Here is a 13,635-nt window from a genome sequence, read left to right on the forward strand (position 1 = left end):
TTCAGATCTCGCTGAGGCGGAATATCCGGATTTCTCGCCCCGCGGCCCGTTCCTGATAGGTGGCGTAGGCGGGCCAGCTCGCCGTCAGCAGCTCCAGCAGCCTCGCGCGTTCCTCGTCCCGTACCAGCGCCCCGGTGGCCCGCACGTCCCGCTGCTTCCAGGTGATCGTGCAGCGCGGGTCGGCGAGCAGGTTGGCCGTCCACGCCGGATGGTGCGCCTGGCCCCAGTTGGACCCGATGACGATGAAGTCCTCGCCGTCGCGGACGAACAGCAGCGGCTGCGACCGCGGCTGACCCGACTTCCGGCCGGTGGTGGTGAGCAGCAGCGTCGTGACGCCGGCGGCGTTGATGGGCACGATCCGCCCCTTCGAGCGGCGCTGCAGCCACCGGTCGAGGCCGACGATCCGCCGCGCCGCCGCGGCGAACCACGGCCGGTGCCCGAGCCGCTTCAGCAGGCTGCCGAACATCTAGACCTTCCCGGGGAACGCGCTGGTCAGCGGTGTCGTGCCGGCGGCCTGGCGCAGACCCGCGCTGCGCGCGGCGCAGTCGACGAGCGCGTCGAGGGCCAGCTTGCGCACCTCGCCGGTGGTGGGCGGCAGCGCCAGGCGCCACTGCGCGGCCGTGCGGTCCTCCACCTGGGCGAGCAGCTTCAGGGCCGACGCCCGGTCGGTGACCGGGAAGGGCAGTGCGTAGGCGGGCGCCGCGGGCGGGGGAGCGACCCCGGCGCCGGACAGCCGGACGATGAGCGCGTCGCGGCGGGTGCGGTGGGCGGCCTCGGCGCCGCGGGCGAGCCCGACGGTGCCGGAGTCGAGCTTCGCGCCGGCGGTGCCGTAGGCGTAGATCGCGGCGTGCTCGGCCTGCAGCGCCGCGACGAGCCGCTCGTCGGCCGGGGTCGTCATGTCAGGATCTCCACGTGTGCGGCGCGGCAGGCGGCGATCGAGCCGAGCAGGGCCGCGCGGTAGGACGGGGCGGCCAGGCAGGCGCCGGTCGCGTCCTCCTGACCGGTCTTCTCCAGCCCGGCGAGCTCCTTGACGGCCGCCGCCTGGTCCTGCACGACCGGGCCCGCCGAGGTGCTCGCGGTGGGCATGGGGCCGTGCTCGTCGAGGCCGACCTCGCGGGCGAGGGCGACGACGTGGGCGGCGTGGTCGTCCTTGAGCGGGCCGAGCCGGTCCTGCAGCGCGGGGAACGCGGTGAGCACCTCGGTGTAGCGGTCGCGTAGCGCGACCGTGCGGGTGAGCAGCGGCAGCAGCACGTCGGGCGCGGAGTGCCAGGTGGCCGCCGACCGCTTCGGAACGTCGCAGGCGGTGAGGCTCGTCAGCGCGGCCGCGGCGGCGGCGGCGAGGACGGCTCTGCGTGAGGACACGCGCACAGTGAACACTATCCGGCCCATATCTGGTGAACACGACCCACCACGGCATTCATGGTGGGAGCGCCGCCGAAACGCCTGAGGTCACGTCGCGTTACGCTCTGCGGGAGCCGCCCGTGCATGCCGTCGTGGGCGGCGTAAAGCCGTGCGCCCGTCGGGGCGGTGCAGAAAGAGGTGTCGATCATGGCTCAGCAGCGGGATCGCCGCACCGGCGGTTCGCGGGATGCTGGAGCCCGCGACGCCGGTGCGCACCGCGAGCGGCTGCGGAAGGTGGTCGAGCCCGTCGTCGTGGCCGCCGGCTACGACCTGGAGGAGCTCGACGTCAGCCGGGTCGGCCGGCGTCACCTGCTCCGGATCGCGGTCGACAGCGACAAGGGCGTCGACCTCGACGCGGTCGCCGAGGTGTCGCGGGCGGTGTCGGCCGCGCTGGACGAGGCCGAGTCGGGCGGCGACGAACTGATCGCCGGGGAGTACGAGCTGGAGGTCGGTTCCCGCGGGGTCGACCGGCCGCTCACCGAGCCGCGGCACTGGCGGCGCAACCGGACCCGACTGGTGCTGGTCGACGTCGCGGGCACGCCTGTCACCGGCCGGGTGACGGCGGTGACGGAGACCGGGGTGACCCTGGACGTGGAGGGCACCGCCCGGACCGTCGCGTTCGCCGACCTCGGCCCCGGCCGGGTCCAGGTGGAGATGAAGCGCCTCGCCGAGCTGCCCGAGGACCTCGACGAGGGCGAAGACGGCGACGAGGACGAAGACGAAGACTTCGACGAGGAAGGGGAGGACGAGGCGTGAACATCGACCTGGCGGCGCTCCGCGCGCTGGAGCGTGAGCGGGAGATCCCGTTCGAGACCATCCTCGCGGCGATCGAGACCGCGCTGCTGACCGCTTACCGGCACACCGAGGGGGCCAACCCGCACGCCCGTGTCGAGATCGACCGCAAGAACGGGGCGGCGTCGGTGCTCGCGCAGGACCTCGCCGAGGACGGCACCGTCGTCCGGGAATACGAGGACACCCCGCACGACTTCGGCCGGATCGCGGCGATGACCGCCAAGCAGGTCATCCTGCAACGGCTGCGCGAGGCGACGGACGAGGTGCACTTCGGCGAGTACGTCGGCCGCGACGGCGACCTGGTCACCGGCGTGATCCAGGCGCACGACGCCAGGGCCGAGAAGGGCATCGTCTCGATCGACCTCGGCAAGATCGAGGGGTTGCTGCCGGCCGCCGAGCAGGTGCCGGGCGAGCGTTACGAGCACGGTCAGCGCATCAAGTGCATCGTCGTCCACGTGGTGAAGGGCTTCCGCGGGCCGCAGGTGACGTTGTCGCGCTCCCACCCGAACCTGGTGAAGCGGCTCTTCGCCCTCGAGGTGCCGGAGATCGCGGACGGGACCGTCGAGATCGCCGCCATCGCACGTGAGGCCGGTCACCGCACCAAGATCGCGGTGCGCACGACGGTCGCCGGGGTGAACGCGAAGGGTGCCTGCATCGGCCCGATGGGCCAGCGGGTCCGGGCCGTCATGAGCGAGTTGCACGGTGAGAAGATCGACATCATCGACTGGTCGGAGGACCCGGCGCAGTTCGTCGGCAACGCGCTCTCGCCGGCGAAGGCGCTCAACGTGGAGGTCGTCGACGCGGGCAACCGGGCCGCCCGGGTGACCGTCCCGGACTTCCAGCTTTCCCTGGCCATCGGCCGTGAGGGCCAGAACGCGCGGCTCGCCGCGAGGCTCACCGGCTGGCGCATCGACATCCGCCCGGACAACGCTCCGGACGCTGGCGTCGATCACGTCACGGGCCCGGGCGCGGCACAAGCCGAAAGCGCAGGGTAGACTTCTTGCCGGTACGTCGCACGCCCCCGGTCCGCACGTGTGTTGGTTGCCGGAAGCGTGCGTCTTCCTCCGAATTACTGCGGTTTGTCGCGATTGAGTCCGGCCCTGACCAGTTCAAGGCTGTGCCTGATCCGGCCCGCAGACGGCCGGGCCGGGGAGCGCACCTGCATCCCGATCCGGCTTGCCTGGCGCTAGCGGAGCGTCGGCGAGCCTTCGGGCGAGCCTTGCGCCTCGCCGGAGTCCTGGACACCGGTCCGCTGGCCGAAGCCGTCGCCCAGGCGGCGGCATTGGAGCAATCGCAGTGATCGGAACCGCCGATGGTGGGCGCGTGATCGCCCCACCCGGACACGCAAGGTAGGACGACGGACATGAGCACACGATGAAGTCCCTGAGATGACCAGGCTTCAAGTGCACGAGTGAGGTCGGCGCGGACCTATGCCGCCCGGCCTCGAGGTGAGGAGTTCAGTGGCAGGCAAGGCCCGCGTACACGAGCTGGCAAAAGAGCTCGGGGTCGAGAGTAAGACCGTGCTCGCGAAGCTGCAGGAGCTTGGCGAATACGTGAAGTCCGCATCCAGCACGGTTGAGGCGCCCGTGGCGCGCCGGCTGCGAGCGAGCTTCGAATCCGGAGGGGCCGCACCGGCGCCCTCGGCTTCTCCTGCGCCGGCATCGTCGGCCCCTTCGGCAGCGCCCGTGCCCTCGGCACCGCGTCCGAACCCGGCAGTCCCGGCAGCCAAGCCCTTCGCGCCCCCGAAGCGGCCGCAGCCGCCCGCGGGCGGTGGCTCCGGAGGTGGGCGTCCGCCCGTCCCCGGTCCGCCGCGCCCGGCGCCCGTGGTCAAGCCGACGAGTGCGCACGACATCGAGGTGGCGGCCGCCGAGCAGCGTGCCGCCGCGCTGAAGGCGGACCAGGAAGCGGCCATGAAGGCCGCCAAGGAGGCCCGTCAGCGGGAGACCACCCGGCGTGAGAACGCGCCGCCGCCCAGCGGTGGCGCACCTTCGCCCGGCCCGCGTCCCGGTCCGGCCACCCCGGCGCCCCAGCCGGGTGCCGCGCCGGCCCCGGGTGCCCCACGTCCGGGCCAGGGGCCTCGTCCCGGCGGCGCTCGCCCGCCGGCGCGTTCCCCGGGCAACAACCCGTTCGGTGTCTCCGGCGGCGCTCCGGCGCGGCCCGCACCGGGCGGCAACATCCCGCGGCCGAACCCGGCCGCCATGCCTCCGCGGCCCAACCCGGCCTCGATGGGCGGCCCCCGGCCCAACCCGTCGCAGATGCCGAGCCAGCGTCCGGGTCGCCCGGCCGGTGGCCCCGGTGACCGTCCCGGTCGTCCGGGTGGCGGCGGTGGCGGTGCCGGTGGCGGTTTCCGTCCCGGTGGCGGCGGTGGCGGTCGTCCCGGCGGTCCCGGTGGCGGCGGTGGCGGTGGCTTCCGTCCCGGTGGCGGCGGTGGCGGCGGTGCCGGTGGCGGCTTCCGTCCCGGTGGCGGCGGCGGTGCCGGTGCCGGTGGCGGCTTCCGTCCCGGTGGCGGCGGCGGCGCGCCCGGCGCGGGCGTCGGCGGTGCCGGTCGTCCCGGTGGCGGCGGTGCCGGTGGCCGTGGTCGCGGCGGCGGTGCCGCGGGTGCCTTCGGGCGTCCCGGTGGCCGGCCGACCCGTGGCCGCAAGTCCAAGAAGCAGCGCAGACAAGAGTTCGACAACCTGTCCGCGCCGACGATGGGTTCGGGCGCTCCCAGGGGTCAGGGTCAGTCGATCCGGCTCCCGCAGGGTGCCTCCCTGTCCGACTTCGCGGACCGGATCAACGCCAACCCGGGCTCGCTCGTCCAGGAGATGTTCAACCTGGGCGAGATGGTGACGGCGACCCAGTCGTGCACCAACGAGACGCTGCTGCTGCTCGGTGAGCACCTGGGCTTCAACGTCGAGATCGTCAGCCCCGAGGACGAGGACCGCGAGCTGCTCGCGCGCTTCGACATCGACATCGATGCCGACGTCGACGAGGAGCGCCTGGTCATCCGGCCGCCGGTCGTGACCGTCATGGGTCACGTCGACCACGGTAAGACGAAGCTGCTCGACGCGATCCGCTCCACCAACGTCGTGGCCGGCGAGGCCGGTGGCATCACCCAGCACATCGGTGCCTACCAGGTGCACGTGCCGCACGGCGAGGACGGCGATGACCGCGCGATCACCTTCATCGACACCCCGGGTCACGAGGCGTTCACCGCCATGCGTGCCCGTGGTGCGCAGGCCACGGACATCGTGGTCCTGGTGGTCGCGGCCGACGACGGCGTCATGCCCCAGACGATCGAGGCGTTGAACCACGCCCAGGCGGCCGAGGTGCCGATCGTGGTCGCGGTCAACAAGATCGACAAGGAGAACGCCAACCCGGCCAAGGTGCGTCAGGAGCTGACGCAGTACGGCCTGGTCGCCGAGGAGTACGGCGGCGAGACCATGTTCGTCGACATCTCCGCGAAGAGCCGCATCAACATCGAGGGTCTCCTCGAGGCCGTGCTGCTCACCGCCGACGCCGCGCTCGACCTGCGCGCGCCGATCGACGGTCCGGCGCAGGGCATCGCGATCGAGTCGCACCTCGACCGTGGTCGTGGCCCCGTCGCCACCGTGCTGGTGGAGAAGGGCACGCTCAACGTCGGTGACTCGATCGTCGCCGGCCGTGCCTACGGCCGCGTCCGGGCGATGCTCGACGAGAACGGCACGCCCGTGCCGTCGGCGGGGCCGGCCCGTCCGGTCCTGGTGCTCGGTCTGACCTCGGTGCCCGGCGCCGGTGACACGTTCCTCGCCACCGACGACGACCGCACCGCGCGCCAGATCGCCGAGCAGCGGCAGGCCCGCCGCCGCGCGGCCGAGATGGCCACGCGGACCGGCCGGGTCACGCTGGAGAACCTGTTCGACCAGCTCAAGGAGGGCGAGAAGACCACGCTCAACCTCATCCTCAAGGGTGACGGTTCGGGTTCGGTCGAGGCGCTCGAGGACGCACTGGTCAAGATCGTCGTTGCCGACGAGGTCCAGCTCCGGATCATCCACCGGGGCGTGGGCGCCGTCACGCAGGACGACGTCAACCTGGCGAGCGCGTCCGACGCGATCGTCATCGGGTTCAACGTGCGGGCCGAGGGTCGCATCCGCGAGCTGGCCGACCGCGAGGGCGTGGAGATCCGGTACTACACCGTGATCTACCAGGCCATCGAGGAGATCGAGACCGCGCTCAAGGGCATGCTCAAGCCCATCTACGAGGAGGTCGAGCTCGGCACGGCGGAGATCCGCGAGGTCTTCCGCTCGTCGCGCTTCGGCAACATCGCGGGCTGCATCGTCCGCACCGGGCTCATCCGGCGCAACAGCAAGGCGCGCCTGCTCCGCGACGGGGCTGTCATCTCCGACAACCTCACCATCGCGGGCCTGCGCCGCTTCAAGGACGACGCCACCGAGGTCCGCGAGGGCTTCGAGTGCGGTATCACGCTCGGCAACTTCAACGACATCCAGCTCGGTGACGTCATCGAGACCTGGGAGCTGCGGGAGAAGCCGCGCGGCTGATGCCGCCCAGCTGAGAGGGGCCGCCGCGGATTCCGCGGCGGCCCTTTCTTTGATGTTGGTTTCCGGCGTACCGTCGATGCGTCATGAACCTCGTCTGGTGGTCGATCGAGGTCCGCGACGGGGAGACCCCGGCGCGGCAGTGGCGCGACGCCTGGTCCAGATCGCTGCTGGAGGCCGCGGTCACCCACGGCGCGCACGACTTCATCTGGCAGGCCGAGCCGTTCGGGGTCGTGCTGGAGCTCGGCTTCGCCGGGACCGGCGACTGGGACCGGTTCCGCCACCTGCCGGCCGTGGTCGCCGCCCTCGACGCGGTCGACCCGACGTCGATCTACGTCTACCCGGGGCGCGGTGGCAGCGCCGGTGCCGGACTGCCGCGGCGCACCCCCCGCCCGGTCCGCGGGGACGCGGCGCCGCTGCCGGTCGAGCCACCCGCATTATTGGTGGCCAGGCTCTCGTAGAGTCGATAGGATCTTGGGCCGTGTATACCGGAACCGCGGTCTTCGACATGCTCCTGCCCGGTGACTCCCGAACGCTCAAGGCCAAGCGTGCCTATGTGCGGCCGATCGTCGCGTTTCTGCGCAAGTTCGAGGTGTCCGTCGCCGAGGTCGGCGCCCTCGACCTGCACGGACGCGCCGAGGTCGGCGTCGCGGTGGTCGCCTCGGAGGCCGCGCACGTGCGGGAGGTCCTGGACACCATCGAGCGGGCGGTCGCCGGCCGGCCCGAGATCGAGTTGCTCTCCGTGCGCCGCCGGCTGCACGGTGACGATGACGAGTAAACCTGGCTTCCGCAACCGGCCTCCAGGTCGCGGCGCGGGTACTGTCAGAGCGTTGGTCAGATCGTTTTGGCTGCGGAGGTGTTCGAGATGACGGATCCGGCAAAGGTGCGCCGGCACGCGGAGCGCGTGAAGGAGCTCGTCGCATCGGTGGTGCGGACGCAGGTCAAGGACCCTCGACTGGGCATGATCACGATCACCGACGCGCGGATCACCGCTGATCTGCGCGAGGCGACCGTCTTTTACACGGTGCTCGGTGACGCGACGGCACAGTCGGGCACGGCGGCGGCGCTGGAGAGCGCCAAGGGGCTGCTGCGCTCGACCGTCGGCAAGGCCCTCGGTCTGCGGCACTCCCCGAGTCTCGCGTTCGTGCACGACGACGTGACCGAGCACGTGAAGCACATCGACGACCTGCTGGCGACGGCGCGCAGCGCCGACGCGGAGGTCCAGCGACGGGCCGCCGGGGCGCACTACGCGGGCGAAGCCCAGCCCTACAAGCTCGAGGACGAGGACGACCTGGGGGCGGACAGCGCCGACGACGAGCTCGTCGTCGGCCAGGACCGGCGGTGACCGCACCGCAACCCTCGCCCGGGGAGTGGGCCGCCGCGGTCTCAGCGCTGCGCGGCCTGCCCCCGGGCTCCCGCGTGCTCGTCGCCTGTCACGTCAACCCCGACGGCGACGCCCTCGGCAGCATGCTCGGCTTCGCGCTCGGCCTGCGCCGCTTCGACCCGTCCCTGCTGATCGAGGCGACGTTCCCCGGCCCGATGGTGGTGCCCGCGCCCTTCGACCAGCTGCCGGGCGTGTCGCTGCTGGTGCCTTCGGACTCCGTGCGGACGCCCGACGCGATGCTGGTGTTCGACGCGGCGAGCATCGAGCGGCTCGGCGCCCTCGCCGGGCTGCTGACCGCCGCGCCGGTCGGCATCGTGCTGGACCACCACGCGTCCAACCCCGGGTTCGGGGCGGTCAACCTCATCGACCCGGCCGCCGCGGCGACGTCGGTCGTCGCGGAGGGCCTGCTCAGCCGTCTCGGCGTCGCGCTGGACCCAGAGATCGCCGAGTGTCTGTATGTCGCGCTCGCCACCGACACGGGCTCGTTCAAGCACGGCTCGACCACCCCGGCGGTGCACGAGCTCGCGGCCCGGCTCATCGCCACCGGCATCCCCGTCGGTGCGATCTCCCGCCGTTTGTTCGACACCCGGTCCTATGGCGCGGTCCGGCTCTTCGGCGTCGCCCTGGCCCGCACCGCCCTCGAGCCGGCGGGCGGGCTCGGCCTCGCGTGGACCTATGTGACGCTCGCCGACCTCGCCGAGTATGACCAGCCCACGGGTGCCGTCGAGGCACTCATCGACTCCGTGCGCTGCGTCGCGGAGGCCGACGTCGCGTGTGTGGTGAAGCCGGTCGGCCCGGGGGAGTGGTCGGTCTCGCTGCGGAGCAAGGGCGCCGTCGACGTCAGCGCCGTGGCGGTCGGTCTCGGCGGCGGCGGGCACCGCTTCGCGGCCGGCTTCAGCGCCGCCGGCACGGTCGAGTCGGTCATGGCGTCCGTCCGCGCCGCGCTCGCGGACCGGGTCGTGCTCGTAGATCAGGGTTAATCCAGGGCCGACATCGCTGGCACAGCAGGTGTTGCTGCGGTGACAATCGATGGATGGACCGACCTGAGCTGGTTGCGGGGGTCGACCGGGCCTGGACCCGTCCGGCCGTGCTGGCGCCGGTGTTCGCCCTCATCGCCCTCGTGGGCGGCGCACTGCCGTCGTTCTCCCTGCGGGCCAACCTGCTCGTCCTCGGCGCCGGTGGTGCGCTGCTGTGGCTCGGCATGTCCTCGACGGTGCCGAGACGCCCGTCGCCGGCGCGGCTGCCCCGGGCGGCGGCGTGGTGGCTGGTGCCGGTCGGGCTCTTCGCGGTCGTCGAGGGTGTCACGTTCCTGATCGGCTCGCGGGCCTATCCGACACTGTCCCGGCTCATGGACCCGCTGCTGGAGCACTACCTCGCCCGCGCCGCGGCGTACTTCGGCTGGCTGTGGGCCTTCTGGGCGATAGTGCGCCGATGAGCGGCCAGCGAAGCGGCTCGGGCCGCTCATCATGTGACAGCATCGGCTCAGGCCGACGCCGGAGCGCAGCGGAGGTGGCGGCATGAGCGGCCAGCGGAGCGGTTCGGGCCGCTCATCATGTGACAGGTTTGGCTCACGCCGACGCCGGAGCGCAGCGGAGGTGGCGGCATGAGCGGCCGGGGCCGCTCATCGGCATGGCAGTTTGGGTCAGGCCGGCGCTGGAGCGCGGCGGAGGCGGTGGCATGACCTTCGCGCAGGCGGCCATCGCGGCCGCGTTCGCCGTGACGCTGGGTCTCTTCGCGGCGGTCGAGGTCGCCGCCCGGCGGGAGGGCTCGCGGGTGCCGACGCTCGGCGAGGTCTGCGGCGTCGTCATGCGTTACCGGGTCGGCCCGCTGCCCGTCGGCCGGATCGCGATGTTCGGCTTCTGGTGGTGGCTCGGCTGGCATTTTCTCGCCCGCTGAACGGCCCCGCTGTCGTCCTTCTTACAGGTGAACCCGCAGGTAACCCCGTCCAGATCGCGGGATGACGTCGCACATCGTGGAACTGAACGATAACTTAGTCAACATGCGCATCGTACGAATTCTTCGCCGCCCGTCCCGGGCCTGACCGCTTCCAGCGGAACCCGGCGGCGGGCGTCCCACGGCCCCGACAGGCAACAGCCGCCGTCAGCGAGGAATCAGATGCCGAGCCACCGATCCACGTTTCAGACCGACACCACCCATCGTCGGTCTCCTGGTCGTGCGTTGGCGTGGCCGCCGGTGACCCCGGCGACCCTGCGATCGGACCGTCAACACACCAACCGTGCCGTCAGCCGCGCTGTCAGCAGCGCCGGCAGTCAGGAGACCAGCGTCATGCCCGAGCAGCCGAAGCCCCAGCCCAAGCCGCAGGAGCCGACCACCGACACGCGCGAGCGCGCCCGTGCCGCCCTGCAGATGTCGATGGACCGCCGGGGCTGATCGCCCGGAGTCGTCCTTGAGTAAGTAGCGCGGCGGAAGGCAACTCCTTACGCTGACGCGGTGACCGTGATGCGTCGTGTCGCCGCCCTCGCCCTGCCGGCGCTCGTGGTGCTCGCCGCCGAGCCGCTATACGTCCTGGTGGACACGGCGGTCGTCGGTCACCTCGGTCGCGAGCAGCTCGGCTCCCTGGCCATCGGCGGGCAGATCATGGCGCTCGCCGTCTGGCTCGGCAACGTGCTCGCCTACGGCACCACCGGCCGCGCCGCCCGCCGCTTCGGCGCCGGCCAGCGCGAGGCCGCGGTCTCCGAGGGCGTCCAGGCGTCCTGGCTGGCCCTCGCCGGCGGGGTCGTCATCATGGTGACCCTCGAGGTGTTCGCCGGGCCGCTGACCCGCGCCGTCGCGGGGTCCCCGGGCCCGGTCGCCGACGGCGCCGCCGACTGGCTGCGCATCGCCGCCCTCGGCGCGCCCGGCCTGCTGCTGGGCACCGCCGGCAACGGCTGGATGCGCGGCGTCCAGGACACCCGCCGCCCGCTCTACTACGTGCTCGGCGCGAACGCGCTGTCCGCCGTGCTCTGCCCGCTGCTGGTCCACCCGCTCGGCCTCGGCCTGGCCGGCTCCGCCGTCGCCAACGTCGTCGCGCAGACCGCCGGCGGGCTGCTGTTCGTCCGCGCGCTGCTGACCGAGCGCGTCCCGCTGCGGCCCGAGGTCCGGGTGATCCGCCACCAGCTGACCCTCGGCCGGGACCTGCTGCTGCGGGGTGCCGCGTTCCAGGCGTGCTTCCTGTCCGCGTCGGCGGTCGCGGCCCGCTTCGGCACCGCCAGCCTCGCCGCGCACCTCATCGCCATCCAGCTGTTCTTCTTCACCGCGCTCGCCCTCGACGCGGTCGCGATCGCCGCGCAGTCTCTCGTCGGGGCCGCCCTCGGCGGTGAACGGGTCGACGAGGCGCACCTGCTCGCCCGCCGCATCACCGTGGTCGGGCTCGTCTCCGGCGTCGCGTTCGCGTTCCTGGTCGCGGCCGCCCTCGCCACCGTGCGGCCCTGGTTCGGCGCCGACGCGCAGGTGTACGCCGAGGCGAAGACCGCCTGGTGGTGGTTCGTCGCGATGATGCCGGCCGCGGGCGTGGTGTTCGCCCTCGACGGGGTCTTCCTCGGCGCCGGCGACATCCGTTACCTGCGCAATCTCACGTTCGTGTCGGCGCTCGGCGGCTTCCTGCCCGGTATCTGGCTCGCGTACCTGCTCGACGCCGGGCTGCGCGGGGTGTGGATCGCCCTGTGCGTGTTCATCGCGCTGCGCCTGGCCGGCCTGCTGCGGCGCTTCGCGGGCGACAAATGGGCGGTCACGGGCGCCGTGCGCTGACATACTGCCCGTCGTGGATGCTCGTCTGACGCCGGCGCAGGCCGAGGCGCTCGCGCACGTCCGGGCGGTGAGCGGGCCGCCGACCGGGCCGCCGGACGCGGTCGTGACGATCAACTTCCATCCGGACCGGATCGACGCCGGTGGCCGGACCGTGATCGAGGGGCTGCTCGCCGACGGCCGCTTCCGCAGCCAGTTCGAGACCGGCATCTCCAACGGCGGCCTGACCGCGCACCCCGGCGGCGACCGGGACCGCTGGGAGCGGCGGATGTTCGGCGGCGCCTACCAGCGGCCCGGGGTCACGCCCGCGGACCGGCCCAAGTACGGCGCCCTCGACCTGGCGCGCCACCCGGCCGGCGCCGCCCGCCGCTTCGGCTCCGCACACCTGCGCCTGCGCCCGGAGGTCGGCGCGCGCACGACGTTCACCCTGGGCGACAGCTTCCACGAGCCGGAGGCGGCGGGCGTGTTCGACGCGATGACGTCGGTACTGGCGGGCCTGCCCGACCACCTCGCCTCGGCCGGACCGCTCGACGACTACGTCGAGGCGCAGGTGCACGGCCCGGTCGACCTCGCGGCCGACGTCGAGGCGCTCGTCCTCGACGACAGCTTCGCCGGCTGTCTGCCGGCGGCGGAGACCGTGGCGACCCGCTACGGCGTCAAGCTCGAATGGCGACCGGGATCGCGGCTCACCCCGTTCGACATCCCGAGCGACTTCCGAGGCCCGCAGATGCGACCGCTCGCGGTGCGGCTGTGCGAGCGATACGGGCGGCCCTTCGTCGACGCTGAGCTGATCGGCCGCGCCGCGCGTGAGGCCCGCACCGATCCCGGGACGCTGCAGCTGCTGAAGTACCTGTGGCACACCCTGGCCGTGCACGGCGTTGGCTAGGCTGTCCCGTCGTGGCGCAGAAGGCAGCAACGCAGGGCGGGCTCGTCGTCGTCGACAAGTCCGGCGGGATGACCTCGCACGACGTGGTGTCGCGGATGCGGCGCCTGGCGAAGACGCGCAGGGTCGGGCACGGTGGCACCCTCGACCCGATGGCGACCGGGGTGCTCATCATCGGCGTGGAGAAGGCGACCCGCCTGCTCACCTACGTCATCGGCAGCACCAAGGAGTACCGCGCCACGATCCGCCTCGGCCAGGCGACCGTCACCGACGACGCCGAGGGCGACGTCGTGTCCACAGTGGACGCGAGCGGGGTCACCGACGGGGACGTGCACGCCGGGCTCGCCCCGCTGCGCGGGGAGATCCTGCAGGTGCCCAGCGCCGTATCCGCGATCAAGGTCGACGGGGTCCGCTCCTACCACCGGGTCCGCTCCGGCGAGGAGGTCGCGCTGCAGGCCCGGCCGGTGACCGTGTCCCGCCTCGACGTCCTCGGCATCAGCCGCTCGCCGGAAGGGATCGACGTCGACGTGGACGTCGCGTGCTCGTCCGGCACCTACATCCGCGCCCTGGCCCGGGATCTGGGCGCGACGCTCGGGGTCGGCGGGCACCTGACCGCACTGCGCCGCACCGCCGTCGGCGCCTTCACCCTCGCCGAGGCGGCGACCCTGGAGGAGCTCGCCGACCGCGAGGACCCGGTCACGATGCCGCTGCCGGCCGCCGCAGGCCGCTGCTTCCCGCGCCGCGACGCCGACGAGGTCGAGGCGAAGACGCTGTCGCACGGCGGGTCGCTCGTCCCGATCGGGGTCGCCGAGCCGTATGCGGTCTTCGCGCCCGACGGCAGCGTCCTGGCGATCGTCCGCGAGAAGGACGGCAGGGCGCGTCCCGAGATCGTCCTCGTGCCGTAGCCGGGGTGCCGG

17 protein-coding genes are annotated in these 13,635 nt (G+C 72.8%); 14 read left to right on the plus strand and 3 right to left on the minus strand.

Translation table 11 applies throughout. The annotated features are described in order from the left end of the window. Position 1 precedes the first annotated feature (1 nt). The 3 genes from ABZS58_RS43045 to ABZS58_RS43055 are packed head-to-tail and all read right to left on the minus strand — an operon-like array spanning position 2 to position 1,362. Positions 2–466, minus strand: a complete 465-nt coding sequence (locus ABZS58_RS43045; protein WP_354789802.1) for a nitroreductase/quinone reductase family protein — start codon at positions 464–466, stop codon at positions 2–4. Next, entirely contained in the window at positions 467–898 is a 432-nt protein-coding gene (locus tag ABZS58_RS43050) for a ferritin-like domain-containing protein (RefSeq protein WP_354789803.1), read from the minus strand. Then, positions 895–1,362, minus strand: coding sequence for a hypothetical protein (locus ABZS58_RS43055; protein WP_354789805.1), 468 nt, complete (start codon positions 1,360–1,362; stop codon positions 895–897). The genes ABZS58_RS43050 and ABZS58_RS43055 overlap by 4 nt, the downstream gene beginning before the upstream one ends. A 186-nt stretch (positions 1,363–1,548) precedes the next feature. Here ABZS58_RS43055 and rimP point away from each other — a divergent pair, with 186 nt between their 5' ends. From rimP to truB, 14 genes are all read left to right on the plus strand, one after another. Continuing rightward, the gene (gene rimP, locus ABZS58_RS43060; RefSeq protein WP_354789806.1) at positions 1,549–2,157 is read left to right on the plus strand and encodes a ribosome maturation factor RimP; all 609 of its coding nucleotides are present in this window, start codon (positions 1,549–1,551) and stop codon (positions 2,155–2,157) included. Next, the gene (nusA, locus tag ABZS58_RS43065) at positions 2,154–3,188 is read left to right on the plus strand and encodes a transcription termination factor NusA (RefSeq protein ID WP_354789807.1); all 1,035 of its coding nucleotides are present in this window, start codon (positions 2,154–2,156) and stop codon (positions 3,186–3,188) included. Before rimP ends, nusA begins: the two co-directional genes overlap by 4 nt. A gap of 5 nt (positions 3,189–3,193) precedes the next feature. Further along, positions 3,194–3,493: a YlxR family protein gene (locus tag ABZS58_RS43070; protein ID WP_354789808.1), complete on the plus strand. Its 300-nt coding sequence runs from the start codon at positions 3,194–3,196 to the stop codon at positions 3,491–3,493. Between the two features lie 160 nt (positions 3,494–3,653). Next, positions 3,654–6,710 (plus strand): translation initiation factor IF-2, encoded by a 3,057-nt coding sequence (infB, locus tag ABZS58_RS43075; protein WP_354789810.1) that lies wholly within the window; start codon positions 3,654–3,656, stop codon positions 6,708–6,710. Positions 6,711–6,793: 83 nt separating this feature from the next. Further along, positions 6,794–7,168: a hypothetical protein gene (locus ABZS58_RS43080; protein WP_354789812.1), complete on the plus strand. Its 375-nt coding sequence runs from the start codon at positions 6,794–6,796 to the stop codon at positions 7,166–7,168. Between the two features lie 20 nt (positions 7,169–7,188). Beyond that, complete coding sequence (locus tag ABZS58_RS43085; protein WP_354789813.1) at positions 7,189–7,485, plus strand: DUF503 domain-containing protein; 297 nt, start codon at positions 7,189–7,191, stop codon at positions 7,483–7,485. A gap of 87 nt (positions 7,486–7,572) precedes the next feature. After that, a complete protein-coding gene (rbfA, locus tag ABZS58_RS43090; RefSeq protein WP_354789814.1) occupies positions 7,573–8,052 on the plus strand; it encodes a 30S ribosome-binding factor RbfA in 480 nt (159 codons plus the stop codon). Then, the gene (locus ABZS58_RS43095; protein WP_354789815.1) at positions 8,049–9,071 is read left to right on the plus strand and encodes a bifunctional oligoribonuclease/PAP phosphatase NrnA; all 1,023 of its coding nucleotides are present in this window, start codon (positions 8,049–8,051) and stop codon (positions 9,069–9,071) included. The genes rbfA and ABZS58_RS43095 overlap by 4 nt, the downstream gene beginning before the upstream one ends. A gap of 53 nt (positions 9,072–9,124) precedes the next feature. Beyond that, positions 9,125–9,526 carry a hypothetical protein gene (locus ABZS58_RS43100; protein ID WP_354789817.1) on the plus strand — a complete coding sequence of 134 codons (402 nt, stop codon included), beginning with the start codon at positions 9,125–9,127 and terminating at the stop codon, positions 9,524–9,526. 242 nt (positions 9,527–9,768) lie between these two features. Then, positions 9,769–9,987, plus strand: coding sequence for a DUF6186 family protein (locus tag ABZS58_RS43105; RefSeq protein WP_354789819.1), 219 nt, complete (start codon positions 9,769–9,771; stop codon positions 9,985–9,987). A 297-nt stretch (positions 9,988–10,284) separates the two neighbouring features. After that, a complete protein-coding gene (locus tag ABZS58_RS43110) occupies positions 10,285–10,482 on the plus strand; it encodes a hypothetical protein (protein WP_354789820.1) in 198 nt (65 codons plus the stop codon). A 69-nt stretch (positions 10,483–10,551) separates the two neighbouring features. After that, entirely contained in the window at positions 10,552–11,838 is a 1,287-nt protein-coding gene (locus ABZS58_RS43115) for an MATE family efflux transporter (protein WP_354789841.1), read from the plus strand. Positions 11,839–11,851: 13 nt separating this feature from the next. Beyond that, positions 11,852–12,721, plus strand: a complete 870-nt coding sequence (locus ABZS58_RS43120) for a DUF3626 domain-containing protein (protein ID WP_354789821.1) — start codon at positions 11,852–11,854, stop codon at positions 12,719–12,721. Positions 12,722–12,732: 11 nt separating this feature from the next. Continuing rightward, positions 12,733–13,623: a tRNA pseudouridine(55) synthase TruB gene (gene truB / locus ABZS58_RS43125; RefSeq protein WP_354789823.1), complete on the plus strand. Its 891-nt coding sequence runs from the start codon at positions 12,733–12,735 to the stop codon at positions 13,621–13,623. Positions 13,624–13,635: the final 12 nt, after the last annotated feature.

This window comes from Dactylosporangium sp. NPDC005555, assembly GCF_040605635.1.
Classification (GTDB): domain Bacteria; phylum Actinomycetota; class Actinomycetes; order Mycobacteriales; family Micromonosporaceae; genus Dactylosporangium.

Excerpts from the sequence above, each read along its gene's own strand:
- ABZS58_RS43100 (WP_354789817.1), top strand. The coding sequence starts at position 9,125 with ATGGACCGACCTGAGCTGGTTGCGGGGGTCGACCGGGCCTGGACCCGT.
- rimP (WP_354789806.1), top strand. The coding sequence starts at position 1,549 with ATGGCTCAGCAGCGGGATCGCCGCACCGGCGGTTCGCGGGATGCTGGA.
- ABZS58_RS43050 (WP_354789803.1), bottom strand. The coding sequence starts at position 898 with ATGACGACCCCGGCCGACGAGCGGCTCGTCGCGGCGCTGCAGGCCGAG.
- ABZS58_RS43105 (WP_354789819.1), top strand. The coding sequence starts at position 9,769 with ATGACCTTCGCGCAGGCGGCCATCGCGGCCGCGTTCGCCGTGACGCTG.
- ABZS58_RS43045 (WP_354789802.1), bottom strand. The coding sequence starts at position 466 with ATGTTCGGCAGCCTGCTGAAGCGGCTCGGGCACCGGCCGTGGTTCGCC.
- rbfA (WP_354789814.1), top strand. The coding sequence starts at position 7,573 with ATGACGGATCCGGCAAAGGTGCGCCGGCACGCGGAGCGCGTGAAGGAG.
- ABZS58_RS43080 (WP_354789812.1), top strand. The coding sequence starts at position 6,794 with ATGAACCTCGTCTGGTGGTCGATCGAGGTCCGCGACGGGGAGACCCCG.
- ABZS58_RS43115 (WP_354789841.1), top strand. The coding sequence starts at position 10,552 with ATGCGTCGTGTCGCCGCCCTCGCCCTGCCGGCGCTCGTGGTGCTCGCC.